General features: G+C 67.7%; 2 protein-coding genes. One reads left to right on the forward strand and one right to left on the reverse strand.

The window, feature by feature from the left end:
• A partial coding sequence (locus tag FKP22_RS29355; RefSeq protein ID WP_141291716.1) for a tetratricopeptide repeat protein occupies window positions 1-985 on the forward strand: 985 nt, incomplete at its 5' end.
• Between the two features lie 3 nt (window positions 986-988).
• Here FKP22_RS29355 and FKP22_RS29360 read toward each other — a convergent pair.
• Complete coding sequence (locus tag FKP22_RS29360; RefSeq protein WP_141291718.1) at window positions 989-1,450, reverse strand: hypothetical protein; 462 nt, start codon at window positions 1,448-1,450, stop codon at window positions 989-991.
• Window positions 1,451-1,725: the final 275 nt, after the last annotated feature.

Consider the following 1,725-nt stretch of genomic DNA (forward strand, 5'->3'; position numbering starts at 1 on the left):
GGAGGCCAAGGACCTGGGTTCACGCGCGCCTCTGGCGGCAGACACGGCGCTCGGACTGGCGACCGCGCTCGCCTGGCTGGACTTCCGGGCAGGCCACTACACCGCGGCAATCCAGGCCATGGAGGCGCAGCGCGGCGCCTACCAGGCGCTGGCAGCCGAACAGCCCGACCGCATCGAGGCCTTCCTCGGCCGCCTGGGCGAGGCCTACGTGGTCGCCAACCGCGGCGACGCTGCCATCCAGGCGTTCAGCGACCTGCTGCAACGACAGACCGCCCTCTACGGCCCGCGCGATGCGCGGCTGGTCCGGGCCTTGATCGGGCTCGGGGAAGGCTACGAGCGGGCCGACCGCAACCCCGAGGCGCTGCCAATCCTGGCACGCGCCACGTCCCTGGCCCGCGAAACACTGGGCGAGGAACACGACCTCACCCTCACCGCGGGCGGCGAGTTGGCTGGCGTCTATGAAAGCCTGCAGCGGTTTGGCGAGGCGGAGGCCGAGTACCGGCGCGTGCTGGAGATCCTGCGGCGCCGCTTTGGCGAAGAAGCGCCGAACACCCGCGTGCTGACGGTCAACCTGGGTGTGCTGTATGAACACAGCGGCCGCAGCGCGGATGCCTTGCCCCTCTTCGAGCATGTGCACGAGGTGGACAAGCGCCTGGACGGCGAGTCGCACCCGGAGACGCTGGTCGCGGCGTACCACGTGGGCGGCAGCCTGGCCCAGCTCAAGCGCTGGAACGAAGCTCTGCGCTGGCACAGCCGCACCTGGGAACTGGCGAGCAAGGCCTTGCCCGCGGACGATTCCCGGCGCGGGGTCATGCAGTCCGCACTCGCCGAAGCCCAATGCCATGTCGGCCAGGCCGAGCAGGCTCGCGCCAACTTCGACCAGGCCATCCCGTTTCTGCAGCGCACCGCAGGCGATGCGCACCCGCAGACACGCAAGGCCATCGAACTGCGCCGCAGCTGCCTGGGCGATCCCGGCAAGCCCTGAGCTTCAGGACGCCGCTCGGGTGCCGCTCACCTCCGTGGTTCCGGAGCAGGATTCACTGCCTTTGGTCCAGGTCCAGGAGGAAGACCCGCTGAGGCTCTTGGCATCCGAGGTCACCGTCACCTTCAGCTCGTTCAAGGTGGTGGTGCCGCCCTCTTCGGGATAGCTGCCGGTCCATTCCACGGTGTCCGTCTGGATCGAGCCGTTGAACACCTGCCCGTCTTCGGTCTGCAGCTTCAGCGAATTGCCGGTCTGCTGGATGGTGACGCTGTAGAGCGTCTTTTCGCCCACCGGGTCGCCACAGTTGTTGCTGCCCTTGGTTTCGGCAATGTCCCAGGTCCCTGCGACGTCGAGGGATTGCCCGCTGCCGCTGCTCTTGTCGTCATCGCCACCGCCGCCGCCGCAGGCGGCCAGCACCGACAAGAGAGACCCCAGGGCCAGACGGCCCCAAATTTGATTCACCGACATGATGATGTGCTCCATGCAAATGGGAAAAAGGGATGCAGGCGCCGGTGCATGCCTGACTCGGCACGGCACGGCGGCGCGCTGGACAGCGTCAACAAGTCCTCTTCAACTTGCCGGAGTGATTGAAGCGGTGGCCCGCCCTCGAATCCTTCCCGGATTCCGAACAACTCCTACGAAAGCGGGCGGAAAGGGCCACCAGCCGGGTGCATTCCCGCCTCCGCGCAGGGTTGGTCCGGCAAAGCTGCCGGCGCAGGCGACGAGAATCGCCCCATGCCTTC

It is taken from the genome of Ideonella azotifigens, from assembly GCF_006519715.1.
Taxonomy (GTDB): Bacteria; Pseudomonadota; Gammaproteobacteria; order Burkholderiales; family Burkholderiaceae_C; genus Ideonella; species Ideonella azotifigens.

Bases quoted from the DNA above. Each gene is read 5' to 3' on its own strand.
- FKP22_RS29360 (WP_141291718.1), bottom strand. From the start codon at position 1,450: ATGTCGGTGAATCAAATTTGGGGCCGTCTGGCCCTGGGGTCTCTCTTG.